This window comes from Janthinobacterium sp. GW821-FHT03C10 (assembly GCF_059420865.1).
In genome coordinates this window covers 16,329-40,235 of sequence record NZ_JBWKUN010000012.1, presented here as the reverse complement: position 1 = coordinate 40,235, position 23,907 = coordinate 16,329, and the positions used below count along the sequence as shown (strand labels likewise).

Sequence of the window (23,907 nt, the reverse complement as noted above, 5' to 3'; positions counted from 1 at the left end):
GCGCCGAGCCGGTGAGCATCGCCAGCCGCAAAGCGCGCCGCGCAGTAGGTTTGGTTCGATATCCTGCCTAGCGCGAACGCCAGACTGCACCGGCCGACTCGTTAGGCTGCGTCAGCCGCTCGATCACTTCGCGCGTCAGACTGGCCGAGCTCACCTGTTCGGCTTTCGCGCGGGCGGCGGTCAGAGAGCTGGAAAACGCGCTTTGCGGCTGCTCCAGGCTGGCGCGCAAGGCGGCCAGTTCGCGCTCCTGCTGCTGCGCGCGGGCCGTATCGCGTTCCAGCAACTGGTGTTTGGCGGCCGCCATCGCACGCGTCGTCTCGGCCGCCTTGCGCTGCAGCGCGGCATGGGCTTGCGCGCTGGCCAGCAAGGCTTGCTGTGCGTCGAGCTTTTCGCCGGCCGCCTGCTGCGCGGCCAGTTCCAGCTGCTCGCGCTGGCGCATGGCGTCGAGCGCCTGCTGTTCCATGGCGGCGCGCGCTTCGGCTGCCGCCGTCGCCTGCTTTTCCGCTTCCAGGCGGCCGGCGATCGCTTGCGAGGCGCGTTCTTCGGCGCTGCTGGTCTGGCGCTGCTGCACCAGTTTTTGCGCGATCAGGGCCAGCGACTCGCGCTCGGCGGCGACGAAATCGCGCTCGGACGCCAGCAGCGCTTCGGCTGCCAGGGCTTTCTCTTCTTCCACGCGGGCGCGCTCGCTATGCACTTGTCCCAGTTCCACGGCCAGGCGCGCCTGCGCCTGCACGGCTTGCGCGGCGGCGGCCTTTTTTTCGCCTTCGACCAGCGCCTGGTCCATCAGGATGCGGATGGCGTCCGCTTCCTTTTGCGCCGCTTCCCGCAAGGCCTGTTCGGCCGCCTGCTGGCCGCGCAGCAGTTCCGCTTGCGCGCATTCGGCGGCCGTGCGTTCCTGCGCCGCGTTGCACGCCAGCGCTTCCGCTGCCAGTTTTTCCTTCAGGGCGGCGACGGCGGCCTGCTCGGCGGCCAGGCGTTCCTGCTCCGCCTGCAGCAGCTGCTCTGCCTGGCGGGCTTTTTCCTGTGCCAGTTGCGCTGCCTGTTCCTGCGCGGCCAAGGTCGCCTTGCCGGCATCGACTTCGGCCTGCTCGGCTTCATTCTGGCGGGCGGCCAGTTCGGCCGCCTGGCGCGCCAGTTCGGCGCGTTCCTGCGCCAGGCCGGCGGCGCGCTGCTGCTCTTCCAGCTCGCGGGCGGCCGCCACGGCGGCGGCCTGCTCGGCCGCTTCGCGGGCCCTGGTTTCTTCGAGGGCCGCCGTTTCCGCTTCCAGCTTGGCGTGACCGGCGATTTCCGCATCCTGTTCGGCGGCCACGCGGGCCAGCGCCACGGCGCGCAGCTGGCGGTCCACCTCGATGCGCGCCTCGGTAGCGGCCAGGATGCGCACGTCGGCGTCGCGGCGCGCCTGCGCGCTGGCCACGGCGACCATTTCCAGGCGCTCGCGGTGGATGGCCGCGTCGCGCAACTCCTTTTCCGTCTGCAGGCGCAGACGCAGCGACTGCGCCGCATGGCGTTCCGATTCCGCCTGCGCCAGAGCGATGGCTTCGCGTTCCTGCTCCAGGTGCGCCAGCGCGCGCGCTTCTTCCAGGGCGCGCACTTCGGCGGCGGCGCGGTTGAAGGCCGATTCCAGCGCGATCTGGTCGGCGCGCTCGCGTTGCACCGTCAAGTCCAGCGCCTCGCTTTCCGCTTCGGCCAGCATCTGCGCCGTCTGGCGCGCACCGTGCGCATGGCGCTCGCGTTCGCGGGCCAGCACGGCGACTCTGGCGTCGGCCGAGGCGATGCCTACCATCTCCTCCTTGGCCGCCTGCACGGCGGCCACGCGCTCGACGGCCTGCAGGCGCGCCTGCTCCGTCTGCACCTGTAATTCCTCGGCGGCGCGGGCTGCCTGCTCGGCCAGTTCCGACTGCACCGCCACCTGTTCGCTGGCGCGCAAGCGGCTTTCCTGCTCGGCGCGGGCGCGCTGTTCCGCGGCCAGGCGGATTTCATTGTCGGACTCCACGCGGGCGCGCAGTTCGGCCGTCTCCTGCTTGACGGCTTCCAGGCGGGCCACGCTGGCTTGCGCGGCAGCGCGCATGGTGTCCAGGCGTTCGCGGTTGGCGGCGATCGCTTCCTCGGCTGCCTGCGCATTTTGCTGCGCGGCGGCGGCGGCGGCGGCATCGATGGCGGCGCGGTCCTCGGCCAGCGAGCGCACGCGCGCCTCGGCCAGCGCCCGGCTTTCGGCGGCGCAGGTGGCCTTCGCTTCCGCCTCCACGCGGGCAATCGCCTCGTGGATGGCTTTCAATTCCATTTTCTGGCGTTCGGCGGCGGGCGCCTTGGCATCGGCTTCGGCTGCCGGCTCGGTCTGCAATTCGGCTTGCGGGTCGGGCGCGATGGCGACAGCCGGCGCCTCGGCCTTGCGCTCCAGGTCCTTGAAATCATGCAGCGAAACGATGCTGTCCTGGTCGAACTCGTCGTCGGCGGAATACGCGACGGTGAGGGAGGCGGCCTGGCGCTGATTTTGCTGTGCTTGCATGATTTCTCGCTTATTCGGGTGAATTCCGTTGCTTATGGGAATTTATTACCACCATTATCGAACAGGCATGCACAAATCAGCGCGGCAAGAAGAAGGACGTTTACCGCCCTTTTCCCACGTTTAGGTCAAATGGGCCAGAGCGGCGCTTCGTCCATCAAGGCCACCTGCTCCCTGAGTTCCAGGATGCGGTCCTGCCAGTAGCGCTGCGTGTTAAACCACGGGAAGGCGACGGGGAAGGCGGGGTCGTCCCAGCGGCGCGCCAGCCAGGCGGAATAATGGATCAGGCGCAGGGTGCGCAGCGCTTCGACCAGGTACAGCTGGCGCGGGTCGAAATCGCAAAAGTCTTCATAGCCGGCCAGGATGTCGCTCATCTGGCGCACCTGGTCGCCGCGCTCGCCCGACAGCATCATCCACAGGTCCTGGATGGCCGGACCCATGCGGCTGTCGTCGAAATCGACGAAATGGGGGCCGGCGTCCGTCCACAGCACGTTGCCGCCATGGCAGTCGCCATGCGTGCGCAGCACGGCCACGTCGCCCGCGCGGTCGTAGCAGCGCTTGACGCCGTCGAGCGCCTGCTGCGCCACGCTGGAATAGGCGGCCAGCAGTTCGGGCGGCAGGAAGTTACCCTCCAACAAGAACTCGCGCGGTTCGACGCCAAACGTCTGGTGATCGAGCGCCGGGCGTTCCTTGTACGTGGACAGCGCGCCGACGGCGTGGATGCGGCCGATGAAGCGCCCTATCCATTCCAGGGTCGCCGGATCGTCCAGCTCGGGCGCGCGGCCGCCGTGGCGGGGAAAGACGGCGAAGCGGAAGCCCTGGTACTGGTGCAGGGTGCTGCCGTTGATCGCCAGCGCCGGCACCACCTGGATTTCACGCTCGACCAGCTCGGACACGAACGCGTGTTCTTCCAGAATGGCCGTATCGCTCCAGCGCGCGGGACGGTAAAACTTGGCCACGAGGGGCGCGCTGTCTTCGATGCCCACCTGGTAGACGCGGTTTTCATAGCTGTTGAGCGCCAGCAGACGGCCATCGCCGCGCAGCCCCACGCTGTCGAGCGCGTCGAGCACGCAATCGGGGCTCAGAGCGGAAAAGGGATGGACGGGCCGGTCGTCCTCGTGCGGCTGGTTTTCATTGTGCATAAGCGACATTGTAAGGCGCGCGCGGGCCGCCGGTGCAAACACTTCGGTGATGAAGCGCCGCAAGGCGTATACTGGCGCCTTACATTTAATCAAAGAGCAAGCCATGCAACTCGAACAGCCATTATCAGAAAAAGAATTCGACGAATTAGACCAATTCCTGTTGTCGGACCGGTGCTCCGAAGACGCCATGACCATGGATATGCTGCACGGCTATCTGACGGCCGTCGCCATCGGTCCGGAACCGATCATGCCGGCCGAGTGGTTGCCGCGCGTGTGGGGCGAAGATGCCGAAGATGCGCCGAAATTCAAGAACAGCAAGGAAGAAGAGCGCATCGTCAACCTGATCATGCGCTTCATGAACGAAGTGCTGGTGACGTTTGAAGTGGCACCCAAGGAATTCGAAGCCCTGTTCGTCGAACACGACTACGAAGGCCAGACCCTGATCGACGCCGAAGCCTGGTGCTGGGGCTTCTGGGACGGCATGGAACTGCGTCCCGGCTCGTGGAACGAAATCTGGGATTCCGAAGTGGCCGAGCTGATGCAGCCGATCTACCTGCTGGGCGCCGACGAAATCAAGGAAGAAGAACTGAAACTGGTGGAAGACCCGGTCAAGGCGCACAAGCTCGCGCAGGAACTGGAAGCGAACCTGCCGGCCATCCACCGTTTCTGGGTGCCGCGCCGCAAGGCTCCCGTGCAGACCCTGAAGCGCGAAGAGCCGAAAGTGGGCCGCAACGACGACTGCCCTTGCGGCAGCGGCAAGAAGTACAAGAAATGCTGCGGCGCCGAGCCGGCAGCCGAGTAATACCGCAATAGCATCCCCACTGCGCCGGCGTCCTGCCGGCGCAGCGCCGGCGCTGGCCCCCGGGCTATAATCGCCGCATGAAACTCCCTGACCTGAACCTGCTCGTCGCCCTCGACATCCTGCTCGAGGAAGGCAGCGCCGTGGCCGCCGCGCGGCGCATGAATTTGAGCGCGCCGGCCATGAGCCGCACCCTGGCGCGCATCCGCGACGCCATCGGCGACCCCGTCTTCGTGCGCTCCGGGCGCGGCCTGGCGCCCACGCCGCGCGCGCTGGAATTGCGCGAGCAGGTGCGCAGCGTGGTGGAACAGGCGCACGCCGTCTTCACGTCCGGCCGTGAAATCGACCTGCGCACCCTGGAACGCACCTTCAGCCTGTGCGCCAACGACGTGTTTGTCGGCTCCTACGGCGGCAAGCTGCGCGACCTGCTGGCCAGCCATGCGCCGAACACGGTGCTGCGCTTCGTGCCCGAAGGCGATGGCGCCACGGAAAACGATGCCCTGCACGCGGGCCGCATCGACCTGTACATCAGCGCGCGGCGCGCCTTTGCGCCCGACATCAAGCTGCAGCAGCTGTTTAGCAGCGGCTTTGTCGGCATCGCCCGCAGCGACCACCCGATCTTCGACGGCCCCGTCAACCTGGACAGCTTTACCGAGTACGAACATATCAGCGTCTCGCGGCGCGGCCTGGCGCGCGGCCCCTTCGACACGGCCCTGGCCGAGCGGGGCTACACGCGCCGCGTTTCGCTGATCAGCCCCAACTTCCAGTCCGCCATCTTCGCCGTGGCCGATTCGCGCCTGCTGCTGCCGCTGATGCCCACGCCCCTGCTGCCCATCGTCGAACGGCTGGGCTTGAAGCTGCGCACCTTCCAGCTGCCCATTCCCGTCGACAACGTCGACGTATTCCAGGCCTGGCATCCGCGCCTCGACCACGACCACGCGCACCGCTGGCTGCGCGCGACGATCAAGTCGCTGTGCGGCAGCGCACCGGGCGCATAGGCGCTGAACCCAACATCATTGCGCCAGACGCAATCGAGACTTCATCAATTATCAATTTTCACAAGATTGACGGCTACCTATACTGCGTGGACTGATTCTCATCCACGGAGTTCCCTGTGTCCGCTGTATTGCTCCCCGGCGCCGTCCCGACGACGGCGCCGCCCCCTTCACCGCCGGCTCCCCCCGTCTTTGGTCCGCGCCTGGCCACCGGCCTGGCCGGCGTGCTGCTGGCCGTACTGGTATCCGGCCTGAATGAAAATATCACCAAGATCGCGCTGGCCGACATCCGCGGCGCCATGGGCATCGCGCGCGACGACGCCAGCTGGCTCGTCGCCCTGTATGCGGCCGCCTCGGTGTCGGCCATGGCCTTCGCGCCGTGGTGTTCCGTCACGTTCTCGCTGCGCCGGCTGACGGCTGCCGCCATCATCGTCTGCATGGCGGCCGGCCTGCTATGCCCGTTCGCGCCGAACCTGTCCGTGCTGATGGTCCTGCGCGTGGTGCAGGGCGCGGCCGGCGGCGCCCTGCCGCCCATGCTGATGACGGTGGCGCTGCGCTTCCTGCCGCCGAACATCAAGCTGTATGGCCTGGGCGGCTATGCGCTGAGCGCCACCTTCGGTCCCAGCCTGGGCACGCCGCTGGCCGCCTTCTGGACCGAATACCTGGGCTGGCAATGGGCGTTCTGGCAAGTCATCCCGGGCAGCATCGTCGCGCTGCTGATGGTGTCCTGGGGCTTGCCGCAAGACCCGCTGCGCCTCGAGCGTTTCCGTCAATTCGACTGGCGCGGCCTGCTGCTGGGCCTGCCCGCCATCAGCATGCTGGTGGTGGGCTTGCTGCAGGGCGAGCGCCTGGCCTGGTTCGCCTCGCCGCTGATCTGTGTGCTGCTGGGCGGCGGCGCCGTGCTGCTGGTGCTGTTCTTTGTCAATGAATGGTCGCATCCGCTGCCGTTCTTCAAGCTGCAGCTGCTGTCGCGGCGTAACCTCAGCCATGCCCTGCTGACCCTGGGCGGCGTGCTGTTCGTGCTGCTGGCCGTGATCCTGATCCCCTCGTCCTACCTGGCGCAGGTGCACGCCTACCGCCCGCTGCAGACGGCGCCCGTGATGCTGATGGTGGCGCTGCCGCAGTTGATCGCCCTGCCGCTGGTGGCCGCCCTGTGCAATATCCGCGCCGTCGACTGCCGCTGGGTGCTGGCCATCGGCCTGGCCTTGCTGGCCCTGTCCTGCGTGCTGGGCGCGCGCATGTCGCCGGACTGGATACGCACGCATTTCTACCTGCTGCAGGCGGTGCAGATCTTCGCGCAACCGATGGCCGTGATTCCCTTGCTGCTGCTGGCCACCACGGGCCTGGCGCCGCAGGATGGCCCCTTCGCCTCGGCCTGGTTCAACACCATCAAGGGCATGTCGGCCGTCGTCGCCACCGGCGTGCTCGACGCGCTGATCACGCGCCGCAACCACTTTCATTCGACGGTGCTCAGCGAACGCCTGGGCAACCTGCCCGGCGACCTGGACACGGCAGGCCTGGGTCTTGGCCTGAGTGCGCGCATGCATGCGCAAGTCGTCACCCTGACCTCGTCCGACCTGTACCTCATTGTCGCCGCCATCGCGCTGGCCATGATTGTGATCATTCCCATCCTGCCGACGCGCGTCTATCCGCCGCGCGCAGCCTGACTTTTATTTCAAGAAAGAGCATCCCCATGCAAACAACCATACTGCGCTCACGCGCGTTTCTTCTCGGACTGGCCCTGCTGGCCTGCGCCCTCGCCTTTTGCGCCTGGCAACTGCTGTTTTCCCCCAGCGAAGAACAAGGCACCGACGACGCCTTCGTCAGCGCCGACTACACCGTGCTCTCGCCCAAGGTGGGCGGCATCGTGCGGGAAGTGCTGGTGGAAGACAACCAGACTGTCAAGGCGGGTCAGCTGCTGGCGCGCATCGACGACCGCGACTACCAGGCCGCCGCCGCCTCGGCCCGCGCCGAGGTAGCCGGCGCCGAGGCGCAGCTGGCCAACGCCCGCGCCACCTTGCAGCGCCAGCAATCGGTGATCGAGCAAGCCACGACCCTGGTCGACGCCAACCAGGCGGAAGACAAGCTGGCGCAGCAGGAACTGGCCCGCTCAACGCACCTGGCAGGCCAGGGCGCGGGCAGCGTGCAGAACGCGCAACAGGCGCAATCGCGCTTCGACGTGAGCCGCGCGCGCCTGGCGCAAAACCGCGCCGCCCTCGTCGCCACCCGCAAGCAGACGGACATTTTGCAGGCGCAGCAAGGCGCGGCCGAAGCGGCCTTGCTGCGCGCCCGCGCCAGCCTGCAGCGGGCCGAACTTGACCTGTCGCATACGCAGCTGCGCGCCCCCATCGACGGCATCGTGGGACGCCGCGCCGTGCGCGTCGGCGCCCTGGTGGCGCCCGGCGCCAGCCTGATGGCCGTGGTGCCCCTGAACCGCAGCTTCGTCGTCGCCAACCTGCAGGAAACCCAGCTGACCCACGTGCGCCAGGGGCAGCGCGCCAGCATCGCCGTCGACGCCTATCCGGGCATGCTCCTGCGCGGCACGGTGCACAGCATCGCGCCCGCCACGGGCGTGACGTTTTCCGCCATTGCGCCGGAAAACGCCACCGGCAACTTCACCAAGGTGGTGCAGCGCATCCCCGTCAGGATCGCGCTCGATCCCGGCCAGGATGACGGCAGCCGCCTGCGCGTGGGCATGTCGGCCGAAGTGCGCATCGATACGGCCACACGCCGTCAACTGCTGCAACAGGTGAGCGCGCGATGAAAGCACTGATCATTTTCACGGCCCTGGGCCTGGCCGGCTGCGCCAGCGTGGGCAGCGACTTCCAGCGTCCGCAAGCGCCGTTGGGGCAGCAATGGCGCCAGGCGCAGGATGCCCGTTTCGCCGCCCAGCAGGACGCCGCCATCGAGCAGCGCTGGTGGGACGGCTTCGGCGACGCCACCTTATCGTCGCTGGTGCGGCGCGCCGCCGGCGCCAACCTCGACGTGCTGGCGGCCGCCAGCCGGCTGGAACAAAGCCGCGCCGCACGGGGCGTGGCCGGTGCCGCGCAAGGCCCGTCCCTGGGCGCGAATGGCAGCTACGGCCGCGCGCGCAACAGCGAGCAAGGCTTGAGCGACCCGTCGCGCCTGAACGGCCAGTCCGCCTACGGCCTGTGGCAAGCCAACCTCGATGCGGCCTGGGAACTGGACCTGTGGGGCCGCGTGCGCCGTCAAGTGGAAGCGGCCGACGCGCGCGTCGACGTGACGCTGGAAACGCAGCGCGGCGTGCTGCTGGCCGTGCTGGCCGAGACGGCGCGCGACTATATCGAGCTGCGCGGCGCGCAGCAGACCCTGGCCATCACGCAGCAACTGCTCGATATCGCCCGCCATACCCTGGACCTGACCCGCATCCGCCTGCGCGAAGGCGTGGCGACGCAGCTCGACGAAGCCGAGGCGGCGGCCCACGTGGCCGCCATCGAAGCGCGCCTGCCGCCGCTGCAGCAGCGCGAAGCGCGCCTGGGCAATGCCCTCGCTCTCTTGCTGGCGCTGCCGCCGCAAGCCTTGCGGGCGGAACTGGCGGCGGGCAAGGACATTCCGGCCGTGGCCATGCAGGTGCAACTGGGCGTGCCCAGCGGCCTGGCCGAACGGCGTCCCGACATCCGCCGCGCCGAAGCGCAGCTGCACGCGGCCACGGCCGCCATCGGCGTGGCGCAAGGCGATTTTTATCCGCGCATCACGCTGTCGGGCAGCATCGGCCTGCAAACGATGCAGTTGTCCGACATCGGCTGGGACGCCAAACGCTTTGCCTTCGGCCCCGGTTTCAGCGTGCCCCTGTTCGATGGCGGCCGCCTGCGCGGCACGCTGCAATTGCGTGAGGCACAGCAGCAGGAAGCGGCCATCGCCTACCGCCAGACGGTGCTGGCCGCCTGGCACGAGGTGGAAGATGCCTTATCTGGCTACCAGGCCAACGAACGGCGCCAGGCCAGCCTCGATGAAGCCGTCAAACAGGGACGGCGCGCGCTGGGCAGCGCGGAACTGCGGTACCGCCAGGGCGGCACGGACTTGCTCAACGTGCTGCACGTGCAAAACACCTTATTGAACAACGAAGCGGCGCTGGTCGACAGCCGCGCCACCGCCTCGCTGTCGCTGGTCCAGGTCTACAAGGCGCTGGGCGGCGGCTGGCAAGCATTTTCAACCACCTCCCAAGGAAGCACGCCATGAAACCGAATCCCGCCCATTTCTCCATCCACGACGTCAGCGACTTTCCCATCGTGCGCTTCCGCCCTGAAACGGCCATCACCGGCTATGCCCCGCTGTGGGAAAACGACATGGACGCCCTGCTGCGCCATGGCGAGCCGTTCGTCCTGCTGTTTGAAGCGGAACGCAGCGACGAAGCGCACATCGACCGCAAGCGGCGCGGCCTGTGGCTCAAGCATAACAAGGTGGCGCTGGCCGCCATTTGCCGTGGACTGGTGTCGGTCGAGGCGGACACGGAACAGCGCGCGCGCCTGCAGGCGCTGGCGGCCGGCGCCATGAAAGCCTTCGGCATCGTGCAGGAAGTGGCGGCCACGCGCGAACAGGCCGATGCCCTGATGGTGTGGCTGCTGGGCAGCGGCCAGATGGCGCGGCCGCGCGCGGCGGACGTGTGGTGAGCGAGTGAATCACTGAGTCAGGCGGCCCTGCGCACCGCGCTTCTGGCGGGGATGACGCAGACGTCGCCGTCGCTGCTGGTCGCCGTCGTCAGGGCGATGCCGTACAGCGCGGCCAGGGCGGGCACGGCGCCGGCATCGCTGGCGATATCGGCCACCAGCTGGCCGGAACGCACCAGCAGCAGGCGCTCGAAGCCCAGCAAGGCGTGGTTGATATCGTGCAGGATGGCGATGACGGCGTGGCCGCGCGCGGCGCAGAACTGCCGCAGGCTGTCGAGCAGCTCGAACTGCAGGCCGGGATCGAGCGCCGCCAGCGGTTCGTCGACAAGTATCAAGCCATCTTCGACATCCCACATCTGCGCGAAGATGCGCGCCAGCTGCACCCTGGCCTGCTCGCCGCCGGACAGGGTGTCGAGGCGCCGCCCCAACAGATGCGCGGCATGCGCCAGGGCGGCCGCGTCCTGCACGATCCGTTCCAGCTGCGGGTCGGCCAGGCGCGCCACCCGCCCCAGGCCGATCACCAGTTCGCACGGCAGCCCGAAAGCCACGTTCGAACCTTGCGGCAGGACGGCGCGGCGCAGGGCCAGTTCCGCCAGCGGCCACTGCGCCAGCGGCCGGCCCGCGAACGCCACCTGGCCCGCCTGCGGATGCAGTTCGCGCGCCATCAGTTTGAGCAGGGTCGACTTGCCCGCGCCGCTGGGGCCGAGGATGGCGATGCGCTCGCCGGGCGCCACCCGCACATTGAAGGGGCCGAAATACTGCTGGCCCAGTTGTGTCGTGGCGAACGTGAGTTCCAATAAAGGCGTCATGCGCATCCTTTCAGGCGGTGCCGTGGCGGAAGCGCCGCAGCAGCATCAGGAAAAATGGCCCGCCCAGCAAGGCCGTGAAAATACCGACGGGGACTTCCGCGGGAATGGCGACCGTGCGCGCCAGGGTATCGGCCGACAGCAGCAGCAAGGCGCCCATCAGCATCGCCAGCGGCAGCACCTTGCGCTGGTCCGCGCCCAGCCAGGTGCGCACCAGGTGCGGCGCGATCAGGCCGATGAAGCCGATGCCGCCGCACCAGGCGACGGCAAACCCCGTCAGTACGGCCACCAGTACGATCACCTGCGTGCGCAAGCGGGCCACGTCGATACCCACGTGCAGCGCCTGCGCCTCGCCCAGCGCCAGCGCGTTCAGGGAACGCATCAGGAATCGCGTGGCCCACAGCGCACCCGCCAGCACCAGCAGCAAAGCGGCCACCTGGCGCCAGCTGCCGGCCGACAGCGAACCCAATGTCCAGAAAGTCAGGGTGCGTAATTGATCGTCGCTGGCCAGGTAGATGCACAGTCCCATGACGGCCACCGTGATGGCGTTCAGCGCCACGCCCGTCAGCAGCAGGCCGACGATGGAGCCGGGCGTGGCCCAGCGGGCGACCCGGTCGAGCAGCACGCAGATGAGCATGGCGCCGGCAAACGCGGCGGCGGGCAGCAGCCACACGCGCAGTTCCGGCGCCACGTGCAGGCTGGCCGCAAAAACGATGGTGGCCGCGCCCGCGCAGGCGGCGCCGCTGCTCACGCCCAGCAGGCCCGGATCGGCCAGCGGATTGCGGAACAGCCCTTGCGTCAGGCCGCCGGCCAGCGCCAGCGCGGCGCCGATCAGGGCGGCGAACAGGGCGCGCGGCAAACGGATATGCCACAGCACGTACGCGCCGCCGGACAGCGCCGCGTCGCCCGCTTGAAACGGCGCCAGCCAGTCGGCCAAGGTCACGGGCACGGCGCCCGCCTGCACGGCGACGAGCAAGCCGCAAGCCAGGGCGGCGGCCAGCAACCCGCCGGTGCCCCAGGGCGGCCAGCGCCAGGGCGCGGCGGAGTCCAGGGAAGCCGCGTTCATGCGGCCATGGCTTTGGCGAAAGCAGCGCCGAGTTCGGCCAGCGCCTGCGGCATGCGCGGGCCAAAGCCCAGCAGCAGCATGGCTTCCTGCGAGACGATGCGGTGCTTGCGCCCGGCAGGCGTCTGCGCCAGGCCTGGCAGTTTCACGATGCCGTCCACGCCGCCCGAAGCTTTCAAGCCCTGGTCCGTGACGAGCACGATATCGGGCAGCGCGGCGATCACGGCTTCAGGCGTCAGCGGCTTGTAGCCGGCGAATCCGCCCTGCCCGCCCATCACGTTGACGGCGCCCGCATACGCGAGCATGGCGTCGGCACCCGTCTCGCGCCCGCCCACCATCACCTGGTTCGGCGCATGGGCGAGGATGAACAGCACGCGTACGGGCGCATGCTGGCGCTGCTGCACCTTGGCCAGGGCGCCGCTCCACTGCTGCTGCAGGCTTTGCGTCAGGCGCGCGGCGGGGTCGGCGCGGCCCGTGATCCGGCCCACCTGTTTTACCCGTTCGAGCAAGCCTTCGAATTGGTTGTTCGCGCTGAGCACCGCCACCGGCACGCCAGCGTCGCGCACCTGGCGCAGCACCGCTTGCGGCCCCGCTTCCTCGGTAGCGATCAGCTGCGTGGGCGCCAGCGACAGCACGCCTTCGGCCGACAGGGTGCGCGCATAGCCCACCTGCGGCAGCTGCTGCGCCACGGCCGGATACAGCGAAGTCGTATCGACGCCCACCAGTTCGCCCTGCGCATCGAGCGCGTAGACGATTTCCGTCAGCGCGCCGCCCACGCTGACGATGCGCCGCGCCTTGGCCAGCGGCTTGCCCGCGTCGGTCACTGCCGCCAGCACCTGCATCGGCGCGGCCAGGGCCAATGCTCCCGCCCCCATTTTTTTCAGCGCGATGCGGCGCGCCACGCTGGCGGCGATCATGCGGCGCATAGTTCGCCCTCCCGCGCCACCCTGTCGACGATATGGCGCCATTCACACAATTCATGCACGCCCGGCTTGCGTTCGCCGAAGAACATGACGATGGTGTCGCCCTTCGCGTCGAACAGTTCCACGGACGTCACCAGGCCATCGACGGTAGGCTTTTTCACCACCCAGGCGCTGGCGATATGGTCTTCGCGCAAATGCAGGTTGAAGCGCTGGTCGAGGACATTGATCCATGGCCCCATCACGGCGATCTTGTGCACGGGCCCCGAATGGATCTGGATCATGCCCGCATTGCCGACGAAGGCCATGATGGACACTTTTTCGAGGGCGGCATCGTTGAGCAGGTCGAGCACGCAGGATTTGTCGATCTGCTGCACGAAGCGCGCTTCGGCCAGGCGCAGGCCCTGCAGGCGCGAGACCGCATATTTTTTCAGCAAAGTGAAGAATTCGTGCGTGTCGCGCAAGTCGGCCCAGGCGGCGCGAAAGCCGGCCACGTCGATCTGCGCGTCGGGCAATTCGGCCGGCGGCGGCGCCGGTGCCGTCACGGCGATGCCGGCCGCCTGGTCCGCGGCGGCAAAACGCGTCACCAGCGCGTCGTAGGCGGCCAGGTCGCTTTGCGGCTTGAGGAAAATCTTGTGCACGGCATGGCCGGCCGCATCGAAAAACTGCAGGCTGCGCTGCACCTCGTGCTCGCCCATCTCGCGAACGGCAAAGCCATGCGCCCACTGGCGGTAAAACACGCGCAGGTCGATGTCGCCGCCCAGCACCAGGCCCACATGGTTGTTGTGACTGGCTTTTCGATAAACGCCCGTCTTTTCATGCACGCACGAAACGTTGCGCGTCAACGCCATGACTTCGCCCAGCGGCTCCAGCGCGGCGATGATGGCGGGCCAGTCGGCCTGCAGGCGCTCGGCGCCCAGCAAGGCGCCATCGGCCAACGACAGGCCCGCATGCGCGGCGATCAGCTCGCCTTCGGCTATGCCCAGTTCCTCGGCGATGTCGCGGTGGCGGGCCTTCTTTTCGCGGCGCAGGCGGGCAAATTCGCTGGCGACCAGCTCGGTATTGCAAATAGGGAACGTGCTCAACACGGTGTCTCCTTTCAAGGCGAACACTGGCTGGCATGGGCTGGCTGGTGGTGGGGGAATCTTGACATCGATTATAAATGAGAATCATTCGCAATCAAGTCTTATTTGTGCGCGCATAAAAAAAGCGCCGCGACAGGAAACCCGTCGCGGCGCAAAGGAGACCGATCGAGACAACCGATCAGTTCGGGAAAAACAGGATCAGGCGCTGGCCTGCACGGCCGGCATGGCCGCCGCCTTGGGCGCGGGCCGCTGCGCCAGCAAGACCACGGCGGCGAGCACCATGGCACCGCCCAGCAATTGCGTGCCGCTGACGGATTCCTTCAGCAAGGTCACGCCGAACGCCATCGTGATGACGGGTTCAAAGGTGGAAATGATCGACGCCTTGGCCGCGCCGATCTGCGCCACGCCGGCAAAGAAGGCGGCGATCGCGATGGCCGTCGAGAACAGGGCGATGGCGCTGACGGCCAGCCAGCCCGTCGCCGTGCCCGGCAGGGAAACGCCCTGCCACAAGGCAATCGCGCTGTTCGACAGGCCCGCCGTGCCCAAAATCACCACGCAAGCGGCCAATGGGTGAATATTCTCGCGGCTTTTCGACAGGCTGTTGCCAAACAGGATGTACACGGCGTACACGCCGGCCGCCATCAGGGCCAGGGCGATGCCGATGGGCTGGCCCTGCAGCTTGCCGCCCAGGGTGATGGCCATGCCGGCAATGGCCAGCGCCATCAGCACCAGCATGCGCCGGTCCAGCTTTTCCCAGCCCAGGGCCAGCGCGAGGATGGTGACCAGCACGGGATACACATACAGCAACATGCCGCACAGGCCGCTGCTAGCATACATGAGGGCATTGAAATAGCCTTGCGACTGGGCCGTGTACATCAGGCCCATCAGCATGTAGCCGGCCAGCAGGCGGCCGCGCGGCAAACGCCAGCCGCCGAGCCACACGAGCGGCAGCAACAGCATGGCGGCGATGACGAAACGCAAGGCCAGCATGGTCGACGGGTTGACCCCGGACGCATAGGCCGCCTTGGCAAACACGGCGGAACTGCCGAAACCGGCAGCCGACAGCAACACCAGCGCAACGGCGCGGCGATCAGACATGACTAAACCTCTTTGAGTACGCCTGGGCAAACCTGCTGCGTAGCGCGACGGTTTTCCAGGCGTTGTAACGTTGTAAATATAAATGCCCAGCCAGGCCGGGAGATGTGCATGCGTGAATCCTATTGCGGGTCAATTCACGCAGTGACGGCATCATATTCGCTTGCGCAAAATGAAACAAACCAATATTCTTCACGGATAGGCCGAATATTACTGAGGCTCACTTCTCTTAAGAACGCCATGTCACGTCCCTTGCCACCGCTCGCCGCCCTGCACGCCTTCGAGGCGGCCGCCCGCCATGAAGGCTTCCAGCGCGCGGGCGAAGAATTGCACGTCTCGGCCGGCGCCATCGGCCACCATGTCAAACAGCTGGAAGCGTGGCTCGGTATCGTGCTGTTCCAGCGCCTGCCGCGCGGCGTGGTGCTCACCAGCGCCGGCCAGCGCTATGCGGCCTCGCTGGGGCCGATACTCAACCAGCTGGCCGACGTCTCCGAGCAGGCACGGCGCCAGGGCGACGACAAGGTCGTCACGGTGACGGCCACCAGCTCGCTCGTCTCGCGCTGGCTGATGCCGCGCCTGGGCCGCCTGCGCGACCGCTACCCGCAGATCGAACTGCGCGTGCTGGCGTCGATGCACCCGGTCGACCTGGCGCGCGATGGCGTGGACGTGGCCATCCGCCTGGGACCGGGCCGCTATCCGGGCCTGAAAGTGGATTTATTGATGGAAGAATGGTTTTCCGCCGTCTGCAGCCCCGATTTCCGCGCCAACGCGGCCAGCCTGCGCCAGCCCGCCGACCTGCTGCGCTATCCGCTGCTGCACGACGAGCCGGAAGTGCACCTGCCAGGCGAAATCGACTGGACGCGCTGGCTGCACAGCTGCGGCGTGCATTACAGCGGCAATAGCGGCAACAGCGGCGCGCGCTTTTCACACACCTATCTATGCCTGGACGCGGCCGCCAGCGGCCAGGGCGTGGCCATTGCCGCCAGCCCCCTGATCGGCGACGATCTGCGCTCGGGCCGCCTGGTGCGCGTGTTCGAACACGCCGTGCGCGGCCCCCACTGCTATTATCTGCTGCGTTCGCCCCAGGCGGAAACGCGGCCCCTCGTGCACGCGTTCTGCGAATGGCTGATCGCCGAGGCGCGCGCCGACCAGGAAACCGTCTGGCCTACCGTGGAGACCGCATGACGACACACGAACTGGCGCGCAGCGCCGCATATATCGTCCAGCACGAATACGAACACGCCAGGGTACTGGCCGCCGATGGGCGTCACGCCAGCCTGGGCGAATTCTATGGCGACCCGGCCGTGGCCTTGATCGATATTCATGAGCAATGGTGCGCCGTGGCGGGCGAGGGATTGGTGCTGTGCCGGCTGGGACAGCCGTTCGGCCAGTGCGTGGAGTATTTCCGCCAGCCTGGCGACACCGTATGGATCACGGACTTGCGGCAAACGGGACCGTTTACGCTGGAGTGGCGGGGTGAGGATGGAGTTTGGCACAGCCTTGCCGTCGGGACGAGCGGATAGGTTCGGGGGCCATCGCCATGTCGGATTACGCTGCGCTAATCCGACCTACGCCGACCTGCGCCAGCGGTTGCAATGACCCGTAGGTCGGGTTAGCGCGCAGCGCGTAACCCGACAACACCCGGAAAGCAACCGGAGAAACCGACCAGAGCAGGTAGGTCGGCTTAGCGCGCAGCGCGTAAGCCGACAACCCCATCACAGCTTAATGAAATGCTCGCGGTAGTACTTGAGCTCTTCGATCGATTCCAGAATATCGGCCAGCGCCGTGTGCTTCTGGTGTTTCTTGAAACCGGTGGCGATTTCCGGCTTCCAGCGCTTGCACAGCTCTTTCAATGTCGATACGTCAACATTACGGTAGTGGAAGAACGCTTCCAGCTTCGGCATGCCGCGCACCATGAAGCGGCGGTCCTGGCCGATGGTGTTGCCGCACATGGGCGACTTGCCTGCAGGCACGTATTTCTTCAGGAACGCGATCAGTTCCGCTTCCGCCTGGGCTTCCGTCACGGTCGACGCCTTCACCTTGTCGATCAGGCCCGAGCGGCCGTGCGTGCCCTTGTTCCAGGCATCCATCTTGTTCAGGGTTTCATCCGACTGGTGAATCACGAACACGGGGCCTTCGGCCAGCAGGTTCAAGTGCATGTCCGTCACCACCACCGCCACCTCGATGATGCGGTCGGTATCGGGCTCCAGGCCCGTCATTTCCATGTCGACCCAGACCAGGTTCATCTCGTTGGGACGTGCCGGGACGGCAGGTGCGGGGGTGGATGCGGTTAAGTCGGTCGCTTGTGACATAATTCTCTCTTGGCCTAATCAAACTAAATAATCAGCCATTTTCTCACAGGCACAGAATGTATTCACTCGCGTTTTCGATTTTGTTTGTATCCGTCCTCGTTTTGACCCTGGCCGTGCGCTTCTGGCTCGCTTCGCGGCAGATCCGCCACGTGCTGGCCCACCGCGCGGCTGTCCCGCCCGAATTCGCGGAAAAGATCCCGCTGGCCGCGCACCAGAAGGCGGCCGACTATACGGTGGCCAAGACCAAGTTCGGCCTGCTGACCTTGCTGGTCAACTATGCCGTGCTGATCGGTTTTACCCTGCTGGGCGGCTTGCAATGGCTGGCGCTGCACCTGAATGAATGGATGGGAGCGGGTTCGCCCATGCTGTACCAGATCGGCCTGATCGCCGCCTTTGCCGTCATTTCCGGCCTGATCGACCTGCCCGTCGATTACTACCGCCAGTTTGTGCTGGAGCAACGTTTCGGCTTCAACACCATGGCGCGCAAGCTGTTCTTCACGGACATGCTCAAGGGCGTGGGCCTGGGCGCGGCCATCGGCCTGCCGCTGATCTGGGTCGTGCTGACCCTGATGGCCAAGTCGGGCGGCCTGTGGTGGTTGTACGCCTGGTTCGTCTGGAGCGGCTTCCAGTTGCTGATGATGGTGCTGTTTCCCACCGTCATCGCCCCCCTATTCAACAAATTCACGCCGCTGGCCGACGAATCCCTGAAAAGCCGCATCGAAGGCTTGATGCAGCGCGTCGGTTTCGCCTCGAAAGGCCTGTTCGTCATGGACGGCTCGAAGCGCAGCGCCCACGGCAATGCATATTTCTCGGGGTTTGGCGCCAACAAGCGCATCGTCTTCTTCGACACCCTGCTGTCGCGCCTGGCGCCGCAGGAAATCGAGGCTGTGCTGGCGCATGAACTGGGGCATTTCAAGCTCAAGCACATCGTCAAGCGCATCGCCATGATGTTCGTCATCTCGCTGGGCTTTCTGGCGCTGCTGGGCTTCCTGAAGACGCAGCCCTGGTTCTATGCGGGCCTGGGCGTCGATCCCGTGGCCTTGGCCTTGACGGGCCAGCCGACGGACGCGCTGGCGCTGCTGCTGTTCATGCTGGCCTTGCCCGTCTTCACCTTCCTGCTGGGACCGTTGACCTCGCTCAGCTCGCGCAAGCACGAATTCGAAGCCGACGCCTTCGCCGCCACGCACACGCAAGCGGACGACCTGGTCTCGGCCCTCGTGAAAATGTATGAAGACAATGCGTCGACCCTGACGCCCGACCCGCTGCACTCGGCCTTTTACGACAGCCACCCGCCGGCCAGCGTGCGCATCCGCCACCTGAAAGGGGCTACGACATGAATACGCCATCGACTTCGCAAGACCTGGCCCAACTGTCCTGCGCGCCGCGCCAGCAGGCGCTGGGCGACACGGATATTGCCACCCTGCACGCCCTGCTGCCGCAATGGAGCGTGCGAAATGGCAAGCTGTGCCGCGACTTCGGCTTCAAGAATTACTACCAGACCCTGGCGTTCGTGAACGCCCTGGCCTATATGACCCATACGCAAGACCACCATCCGGAGCTCATCATTACTTACAAAACCTGCGCCGTGCGCTACGATACGCACTCGGTCAACCAGGGTGCCGGCGGCCTGTCCGAAAACGACTTCATCTGCGCCGCCAAGGCCGACCTCATCTACCAGAGCAGCCAGGTGGCCCCATGAGTGAAGGAAAGTTGACGGGCATCATCATCGCCGCCCACGGCCGCCATTACCTGGCCGACGTGGACGGCGCCAAGCTGCAATGCGTAACGCGCGGCAAGAAAACCAATGTGGCCGTGGGCGACATCGTGCACCTGACGCGCACCTCGAACGACCAGGCCGTCATCGACCGCATCGAGGAACGCAAGACCCTGCTGTACCGCTCGGACCAGTACAAATCGAAGCTGCTGGCCGCCAATTTGACGCAGCTGTTCATCGTCGTGGCGACGGAACCGGGCTTTGCCGACGACCTGATCTCGCGCTCGCTGGTGGCGGCCGACGCGGCCGGCATCGAGGCGCGCATCATCCTGAATAAAACGGACGTGACGGCCTCGCTGGAACGGGCACGCGAGCGCCTGCTGCCGTATTCCTCGATGGGCTATCCCGTCGATGAAGTGTCGGCGCGCGCCGAACCGGAGCACGCGGTCGCCACCCTGGCGCCGCTGCTGGCGGGCCAGTCGTCGATCCTGATCGGCCAGTCGGGCATGGGAAAGTCGTCCTTGATCAACCTGCTGGTGCCGGACGCGGACATCGCCGTGCGCGAAATCTCGGCCGCGCTCGACACGGGCAAACACACGACGACCTTCACGCGCCTGTACAAGCTCGATGAACTGGGCGCCAACAGCTCCATCATCGACTCGCCCGGCTTCCAGGAATTCGGCCTGTACCACTTGAGCGAAGGCATGCTCGAGCGCGCCTTCCGCGAATTCCAGCCCTACCTGGGCGGCTGCAAGTTCTATAACTGCCGTCACCTGATCGAGCCCCAGTGCGCCATCCTGCAAGCCTTGTCTGAAGGCAAGATCGCCAAGATGCGCCATACCTTGTACGGCCAGCTGCTGCACGAATCGGCGCAGACGCTGTATTAAGCATACGCCGCGGCACAAATAAAGCAGCAACAAAACCTCGGCGAACAAAATTTCATTTTGTCGTCGAGCTTGTTTTTCGACTTTAATTCCAAAACCATTCATCCGCCGTTTTAGGCATTTCAACGCGTCAAACCTGCCGTCCGTCGCCTGCCGCTGGCGGTGGCCAGGCGCGTTTGCTAACTTGACACCAGTCCCTGCCGGAAACCCGCCAGCGACCACACGATCTAACTCCAACCCATCCTGTCATCCTGATCGAAGGTGAGTGTCATGCATACCAAACGCTTCCTCCCCCTCCTCGCCGCGCTCTTCGCCCTTGCCGGCGGCACGGCCCAGGCCCAAACCGCGATGGCGCCGCAAGCCGCAGACAGCGTGCGCGTCACCTCTGGCAGCTATTATCACGTCACGGCACAGGAAGCCTTCGACATCGAGCAGCAATACCGCCTGTCGAATAGGCAACGGCTGGAAGTCCACCAGCAGGACACCCACTTCTTTGGCCGCCTGATCGATGACCGGGAATGGCAGGCAAAGCCCAGCGTGGAAATCTACCCCACGGGTCCCGGCCAATTCGTCACCAGGCAGGGCGCAACCTTCGTCTTCAGCAATGAAGGCGAGCGCGTGGTGATCGACGACGCCCAGTTCCTGCCCGGCTTGCGCATGTCTGCCGACATGCGCAGCGCCAGCACCGTGAGCGGCAGCGCCAGCATCCGCCTGGTGTCACGCTAGGCGCCGCCAACTGGAGGTGGCACGGCTGGGTAAACGCCCTGCCGTGGCGCCCGCGCGGGACGCACAATTCTGTCCTGCAGACTGAACAATTCCCCTGAATGCAGCTTACAATGCGATGACGCATGGCCTGTACGGTCGCAGGCTGGCACCACTGTTTGCGGGGAGAATGCTTGAATGGAAATGTTCGCGCTCGAACATGACGTAGCGCAGTGGGAAAGCGCATTGCTGCCGTTGCGCGGCGCCGGGCGCGTACCGCTGCTGCTGTTGCTGTCCTGGCATTTGCGCCAGCGGGATTGCAATAGAGCAAGTCAACTGAGCGAGGAAGCGCATCTGCTGCTGCCGCTGGCCGGCCTGGAAGCGGCCGCACTGGAACAGGCGCGCGCGCGCCTGCAACTGGTGCAGGCGGAGCTGGTCTGGCTGCAAGGCGCGCTCGACTCCGCGGAAAGCCTGGCCCTGGCGGCGCGCGCCACCTGCGACGCGCACGGCGATGGGGCCGGCTGCGCCGACGCCCACTGGCTGCTGTCCTCGATCGCCGTCGACCGCGGCGACCATACCCGCTGCGATGCCGAACTGCGGGCGGCGGCGCAGCAAGCGCGCGGCGCCGGCGATGCGATGCGCGCCAGCCTGGCCGACGCGGCCACGGCGCGCTGGGCCGTCCTGCGCGACGCGCCGGCCGCCCAGGCCCGCTGGGGCGGCCACTTCCAGGCCGACAACGGCAGCGACAAGCTGCCCGCGCCGCTGGCCGCCTGGGTGCACGACTTCCGCGGCTTGCTGGCGCACACCTCGCGCGACCTGGGCACGGCCGCCGGCCACTACATGCAAAGCTATGAGGCGGCCCTGGAAAGCGGCCAGCTGCGCGGCGCGATCACGGCCGCCATCAATATCGGCGACTGCTTCTCCAGCCTCAACGACAACGAATCGGCCCTCGAATGGATGCAGTGCGCGCTGGACCTGGCGCGCCCCACCGGCTGGCCGCGCAGCATCGGCGCCTGCCAGACGCATACGGCCGAAACCATGCGCAAGCTGGGGCGCCTGGCCGCCGCCGAAGACTTGCTGCGCGAGGCGCTGCACATCCTGGCCCCCGTGGCGGGCGCGCGCACCTATGCCAACGCCCTGTTCCACCTGGGCGAACTGAGCCTGGACAAGGGCGACTACGACACGGCGCTCGACGCCTTCAGCCGCCTGGCGCAGCGCGCCGAAGCGCTGGGCCAGGCCGATTTCCGCAGCATGGCACAGCGCGGCAGTGCCCATGCGCTGTCTTACCTGGACCGCCCGGACGAAGCGCTGCAGGCGGCCGAACGGGCTTGCCAGCTGGCCACTGCGCAGGGCGACGCCATGCACCAGGTGGCCGCGCTGCGCGTGCTGGCCATGCTGCATGCACGTCACGAATTGCCGCCGCCGGCAGGCATGCAGGAACGCAATCCCGCCCTGCATTTCCTGCACCAGGCGCTGCAGGTGGCCGCCTCGATCGACGGCTACGTGCCGCCCGGCGAACTGCTCGATGCGCTGGCGCGCGAATACGCGCATGCGGGCGACTATGCGCGCGCCTACGATATCGCCCTCGACGCGGGCGTGGCGCGCGAAAAAAGCCACACCCAGCAAGCGAGCAACCGCGCCACCGCCATGCAGGTCTACCACCAGACGGAACATGCGCGCTCGGAAGGCTATCATCACCGCGAACTGGCCGCCTCCGAAGCGCGCCGCGCCGAAGTATTGCAGCAGACCAGCGATACGCTGGAGCGGCTGTCGGCCATCGGCCAGGAAATCACCACCCACCTGGACGCCAGCGCCGTGTTCCAGGTCCTCGACCGCCACGTGCATGCCTTGCTGCCAGTCAACACCTTTGCCGTCTACATGCTCGATGCGGCGGGCACGGCGCTGCGCCGCGCGCACGGCATGGAGGCGGGCCGGCCCCTGTCCGACAACGCCATTCCACTGAGCAACCCACGCGCCTACTCCGTGCGCTGCCTGCTGGGCCGGCGCGAAGTGTATATCGACCAGGTGCCGCCCAAGCGCCACGCCTACACCGTGCCCGGCACCCTGCATAACCAGAGTGTGCTGTACGTGCCCTTGACGGTGGGCGAGCGCGTGCTGGGCGTGATGACGGTGCAGGCTTGCCATGCCCATGCCTACGGCGAACGCGAACGCCTGATCTTCCGCACCCTGTGCGCGTATGGCGCCATCGCGCTCGACAATGCCAGCGCCTACCGGCAGCTGCAAGACGCCCAGGCGCAGTTGGCGTCGCAGGAAAAACTGGCCGCCCTGGGTTCCTTGATGGCCGGCGTGGCGCATGAACTGAATACCCCGATCGGCAACAGTTTATTGATCGCCAGCACCATGCAGCAAAAAACGGAAGACGTGGAACGCCTGATGAACGGCCCCGGCTTGCGCCGCTCGGACCTGGCCGCCTACATCGAGGATGCGGGCAAGGCGTCGGCGCTGGTGATGCGCGGCCTGCACAGCGCGGCCGACCTGGTCAACAGCTTCAAGCAGGTGGCCGTCGACCGCACCACCGAGCAGCGGCGCCAGTTCGACCTGCAACAGGTGAGCAATGAAATCATCGCCACCGTCATGAACCGCATCCGCAGTTCGGGCCACCGCATCGAGATGGAGATCGACTTCGGCATCGCCATGGACAGCTATCCGGGTCCGTTCGGCCAGGTGATCACCAACCTGATCAACAACGCCCTGCTGCACGCCTTTCCCCTCGCGCCCAACGATGGCGCCGCCGGCGCGGGCTGCATGCGCCTGTCCGCCGCACCCGATGGCGCGCGCGTGCGTATCGTCTTCGCCGACAATGGCGGCGGCATCGCCGAACAGCATCTGTCGCGCATCTTCGACCCCTTCTTTACCACCAAGCTGGGCCAGGGCGGCAGCGGCCTGGGTTTGTCGATCAGCTACAACATCGTCACGGCCCTGCTGGGCGGCACCATCCAGGTGGCCAGCAGCCCCGCCGGCACGCGCTTTACCCTGGACTTGCCCCTGGTGGCGCCCCAGCTGGACGGGGCCGCGCCCGCCAGCATCTATTAATCCGCCGCCCTTTGCCCGGGCGCATGCTTGCCTATACAAGTACGCGCCCGGACGGTCTTTCCAATCTAAAAGCAAAACCCTTATAATTGAACGGCTGAAGTACTTGCCATTGCATTATTTTCAACTTGGCAAACCGCATCGGCCCGCGCGACAAACAGGCGCGGGCACCGATCAACACAGCAGCGCGCCGGGCGAGGCAGTCATC

General features: G+C 66.6%; 21 protein-coding genes. 13 read left to right on the top strand and 8 right to left on the bottom strand.

Annotation, left to right across the window (positions count from 1 at the left end):
• Positions 1-67: 67 nt before the first annotated feature.
• Positions 68-2,506: a coiled-coil domain-containing protein gene (locus AC07VH_RS28395; RefSeq protein WP_494789337.1), complete on the bottom strand. Its 2,439-nt coding sequence runs from the start codon at positions 2,504-2,506 to the stop codon at positions 68-70.
• Between the two features lie 125 nt (positions 2,507-2,631).
• A complete protein-coding gene (locus AC07VH_RS28390) occupies positions 2,632-3,645 on the bottom strand; it encodes a serine/threonine protein kinase (RefSeq protein ID WP_475416293.1) in 1,014 nt (337 codons plus the stop codon).
• Positions 3,646-3,748: 103 nt separating this feature from the next.
• Here AC07VH_RS28390 and AC07VH_RS28385 point away from each other — a divergent pair, with 103 nt between their 5' ends.
• The 6 genes from AC07VH_RS28385 (at position 3,749) to AC07VH_RS28360 (ending at position 10,070) form a co-directional block, all read left to right on the top strand.
• On the top strand, positions 3,749-4,447 hold the full coding sequence (locus tag AC07VH_RS28385) for a UPF0149 family protein (protein ID WP_102294997.1): 699 nt from the start codon (positions 3,749-3,751) through the stop codon (positions 4,445-4,447).
• Positions 4,448-4,524: 77 nt separating this feature from the next.
• On the top strand, positions 4,525-5,442 hold the full coding sequence (locus AC07VH_RS28380) for a LysR family transcriptional regulator (RefSeq protein ID WP_475417750.1): 918 nt from the start codon (positions 4,525-4,527) through the stop codon (positions 5,440-5,442).
• A gap of 116 nt (positions 5,443-5,558) precedes the next feature.
• The gene (locus AC07VH_RS28375) at positions 5,559-7,106 is read left to right on the top strand and encodes an MFS transporter (protein WP_494789336.1); all 1,548 of its coding nucleotides are present in this window, start codon (positions 5,559-5,561) and stop codon (positions 7,104-7,106) included.
• Positions 7,107-7,132: 26 nt separating this feature from the next.
• Positions 7,133-8,203: an HlyD family secretion protein gene (locus AC07VH_RS28370; RefSeq protein WP_494789335.1), complete on the top strand. Its 1,071-nt coding sequence runs from the start codon at positions 7,133-7,135 to the stop codon at positions 8,201-8,203.
• Positions 8,200-9,639: an efflux transporter outer membrane subunit gene (locus tag AC07VH_RS28365; RefSeq protein WP_494789334.1), complete on the top strand. Its 1,440-nt coding sequence runs from the start codon at positions 8,200-8,202 to the stop codon at positions 9,637-9,639. Before AC07VH_RS28370 ends, AC07VH_RS28365 begins: the two co-directional genes overlap by 4 nt.
• Complete coding sequence (locus AC07VH_RS28360; protein WP_494789333.1) at positions 9,636-10,070, top strand: hypothetical protein; 435 nt, start codon at positions 9,636-9,638, stop codon at positions 10,068-10,070. The genes AC07VH_RS28365 and AC07VH_RS28360 overlap by 4 nt, the downstream gene beginning before the upstream one ends.
• Before the next feature lie 17 nt (positions 10,071-10,087).
• Here AC07VH_RS28360 and AC07VH_RS28355 read toward each other — a convergent pair whose 3' ends face one another.
• The 5 genes from AC07VH_RS28355 to AC07VH_RS28335 all read right to left on the bottom strand — a co-directional run bounded on the left by AC07VH_RS28355 (position 10,088) and on the right by AC07VH_RS28335 (position 15,039).
• Entirely contained in the window at positions 10,088-10,876 is a 789-nt protein-coding gene (locus AC07VH_RS28355) for an ATP-binding cassette domain-containing protein (RefSeq protein WP_494789332.1), read from the bottom strand.
• A 10-nt stretch (positions 10,877-10,886) separates the two neighbouring features.
• On the bottom strand, positions 10,887-11,939 hold the full coding sequence (locus tag AC07VH_RS28350; RefSeq protein WP_494789331.1) for a FecCD family ABC transporter permease: 1,053 nt from the start codon (positions 11,937-11,939) through the stop codon (positions 10,887-10,889).
• A complete protein-coding gene (locus AC07VH_RS28345) occupies positions 11,936-12,862 on the bottom strand; it encodes a heme/hemin ABC transporter substrate-binding protein (RefSeq protein ID WP_494789330.1) in 927 nt (308 codons plus the stop codon). Before AC07VH_RS28345 ends, AC07VH_RS28350 begins: the two co-directional genes overlap by 4 nt.
• A complete protein-coding gene (locus tag AC07VH_RS28340; protein ID WP_494789373.1) occupies positions 12,850-13,941 on the bottom strand; it encodes a hemin-degrading factor in 1,092 nt (363 codons plus the stop codon). Before AC07VH_RS28340 ends, AC07VH_RS28345 begins: the two co-directional genes overlap by 13 nt.
• A 198-nt stretch (positions 13,942-14,139) precedes the next feature.
• Positions 14,140-15,039 (bottom strand): DMT family transporter, encoded by a 900-nt coding sequence (locus AC07VH_RS28335; RefSeq protein WP_230505821.1) that lies wholly within the window; start codon positions 15,037-15,039, stop codon positions 14,140-14,142.
• Positions 15,040-15,276: 237 nt separating this feature from the next.
• Between AC07VH_RS28335 and gcvA the strand changes: the two genes are divergently transcribed.
• Both gcvA and AC07VH_RS28325 read left to right on the top strand, forming a co-directional pair.
• A complete protein-coding gene (gcvA, locus tag AC07VH_RS28330) occupies positions 15,277-16,221 on the top strand; it encodes a transcriptional regulator GcvA (protein WP_034759349.1) in 945 nt (314 codons plus the stop codon).
• Positions 16,218-16,559 carry a hypothetical protein gene (locus AC07VH_RS28325; RefSeq protein ID WP_475417742.1) on the top strand — a complete coding sequence of 114 codons (342 nt, stop codon included), beginning with the start codon at positions 16,218-16,220 and terminating at the stop codon, positions 16,557-16,559. The genes gcvA and AC07VH_RS28325 overlap by 4 nt, the downstream gene beginning before the upstream one ends.
• Before the next feature lie 192 nt (positions 16,560-16,751).
• On the opposite strand, the gene orn is transcribed toward AC07VH_RS28325, so the two are convergent.
• Complete coding sequence (gene orn / locus AC07VH_RS28320) at positions 16,752-17,348, bottom strand: oligoribonuclease (protein WP_170846480.1); 597 nt, start codon at positions 17,346-17,348, stop codon at positions 16,752-16,754.
• A gap of 56 nt (positions 17,349-17,404) precedes the next feature.
• Here orn and AC07VH_RS28315 point away from each other — a divergent pair, with 56 nt between their 5' ends.
• The 5 genes from AC07VH_RS28315 (at position 17,405) to AC07VH_RS28295 (ending at position 23,702) form a co-directional block, all read left to right on the top strand.
• The gene (locus AC07VH_RS28315; protein ID WP_494789329.1) at positions 17,405-18,685 is read left to right on the top strand and encodes a M48 family metallopeptidase; all 1,281 of its coding nucleotides are present in this window, start codon (positions 17,405-17,407) and stop codon (positions 18,683-18,685) included.
• Positions 18,682-19,047, top strand: a complete 366-nt coding sequence (locus AC07VH_RS28310) for a 4a-hydroxytetrahydrobiopterin dehydratase (RefSeq protein ID WP_475417740.1) — start codon at positions 18,682-18,684, stop codon at positions 19,045-19,047. Before AC07VH_RS28315 ends, AC07VH_RS28310 begins: the two co-directional genes overlap by 4 nt.
• Entirely contained in the window at positions 19,044-19,949 is a 906-nt protein-coding gene (gene rsgA, locus AC07VH_RS28305; RefSeq protein ID WP_099665016.1) for a ribosome small subunit-dependent GTPase A, read from the top strand. Before AC07VH_RS28310 ends, rsgA begins: the two co-directional genes overlap by 4 nt.
• 267 nt (positions 19,950-20,216) lie before the next feature.
• Complete coding sequence (locus tag AC07VH_RS28300; protein WP_494789328.1) at positions 20,217-20,672, top strand: hypothetical protein; 456 nt, start codon at positions 20,217-20,219, stop codon at positions 20,670-20,672.
• Between the two features lie 174 nt (positions 20,673-20,846).
• Positions 20,847-23,702 carry an ATP-binding protein gene (locus AC07VH_RS28295; protein WP_494804040.1) on the top strand — a complete coding sequence of 952 codons (2,856 nt, stop codon included), beginning with the start codon at positions 20,847-20,849 and terminating at the stop codon, positions 23,700-23,702.
• The last annotated feature ends 205 nt before the right edge of the window (positions 23,703-23,907 follow it).

Coding starts and splice junctions, on each gene's coding strand:
- AC07VH_RS28395 (WP_494789337.1), bottom strand. CDS start 2,506: ATGCAAGCACAGCAAAATCAGCGCCAGGCCGCCTCCCTCACCGTCGCG.
- AC07VH_RS28390 (WP_475416293.1), bottom strand. CDS start 3,645: ATGCACAATGAAAACCAGCCGCACGAGGACGACCGGCCCGTCCATCCC.
- AC07VH_RS28385 (WP_102294997.1), top strand. CDS start 3,749: ATGCAACTCGAACAGCCATTATCAGAAAAAGAATTCGACGAATTAGAC.
- AC07VH_RS28380 (WP_475417750.1), top strand. CDS start 4,525: ATGAAACTCCCTGACCTGAACCTGCTCGTCGCCCTCGACATCCTGCTC.
- AC07VH_RS28370 (WP_494789335.1), top strand. CDS start 7,133: ATGCAAACAACCATACTGCGCTCACGCGCGTTTCTTCTCGGACTGGCC.
- AC07VH_RS28365 (WP_494789334.1), top strand. CDS start 8,200: ATGAAAGCACTGATCATTTTCACGGCCCTGGGCCTGGCCGGCTGCGCC.
- AC07VH_RS28360 (WP_494789333.1), top strand. CDS start 9,636: ATGAAACCGAATCCCGCCCATTTCTCCATCCACGACGTCAGCGACTTT.
- AC07VH_RS28355 (WP_494789332.1), bottom strand. CDS start 10,876: ATGACGCCTTTATTGGAACTCACGTTCGCCACGACACAACTGGGCCAG.
- AC07VH_RS28350 (WP_494789331.1), bottom strand. CDS start 11,939: ATGAACGCGGCTTCCCTGGACTCCGCCGCGCCCTGGCGCTGGCCGCCC.
- AC07VH_RS28345 (WP_494789330.1), bottom strand. CDS start 12,862: ATGCGCCGCATGATCGCCGCCAGCGTGGCGCGCCGCATCGCGCTGAAA.
- AC07VH_RS28335 (WP_230505821.1), bottom strand. CDS start 15,039: ATGTCTGATCGCCGCGCCGTTGCGCTGGTGTTGCTGTCGGCTGCCGGT.
- gcvA (WP_034759349.1), top strand. CDS start 15,277: ATGTCACGTCCCTTGCCACCGCTCGCCGCCCTGCACGCCTTCGAGGCG.
- AC07VH_RS28325 (WP_475417742.1), top strand. CDS start 16,218: ATGACGACACACGAACTGGCGCGCAGCGCCGCATATATCGTCCAGCAC.
- orn (WP_170846480.1), bottom strand. CDS start 17,348: ATGTCACAAGCGACCGACTTAACCGCATCCACCCCCGCACCTGCCGTC.
- AC07VH_RS28315 (WP_494789329.1), top strand. CDS start 17,405: ATGTATTCACTCGCGTTTTCGATTTTGTTTGTATCCGTCCTCGTTTTG.
- AC07VH_RS28310 (WP_475417740.1), top strand. CDS start 18,682: ATGAATACGCCATCGACTTCGCAAGACCTGGCCCAACTGTCCTGCGCG.
- rsgA (WP_099665016.1), top strand. CDS start 19,044: ATGAGTGAAGGAAAGTTGACGGGCATCATCATCGCCGCCCACGGCCGC.
- AC07VH_RS28300 (WP_494789328.1), top strand. CDS start 20,217: ATGCATACCAAACGCTTCCTCCCCCTCCTCGCCGCGCTCTTCGCCCTT.
- AC07VH_RS28295 (WP_494804040.1), top strand. CDS start 20,847: ATGGAAATGTTCGCGCTCGAACATGACGTAGCGCAGTGGGAAAGCGCA.